This is a genomic window from Streptomyces sp. P17, assembly GCF_032436805.1.
Taxonomy (GTDB): domain Bacteria; phylum Actinomycetota; class Actinomycetes; order Streptomycetales; family Streptomycetaceae; genus Streptomyces.
Genome location: NZ_JAVRBF010000584.1, coordinates 1 through 292, shown reverse-complemented (window position 1 = coordinate 292; position 292 = coordinate 1). Strand labels below are relative to the sequence as shown.

Here is a 292-nt window from a genome sequence, read left to right as displayed (position 1 = left end):
GTGAAATCGTCGGAGGCTCGCAGGTCAGCCAGGACAGCCGACACGGGAGCGCCACGCTCCTGCCCAGTCACACACGTCAACCGGCGCTCCACCTCCGGCGACGACAGGTACCCCTCGACCCAGTGCGTCCCGACACGCGAGGCGCGATGCTCGATCTGCGGACGCCCGTCGGCGCGGTACCCAGCGATCACCACATGGGCTCGTGACTTGTCGTCAGTCACGTCGATCGCCGCCACCAGCGGGCCAGCCAGCGTGTCCTCGTCAGCCAGACGCGGCCCCGACGGGCCATCGA

General features: G+C 69.5%; 1 protein-coding gene. It reads right to left on the bottom strand.

Going from position 1 to position 292, the window contains the following annotated elements; translation table 11 throughout:
• Positions 1–292, bottom strand: a 292-nt coding sequence (locus RMT89_RS42205; RefSeq protein ID WP_315889057.1) for a hypothetical protein, incomplete at both ends; no start/stop codon positions are given.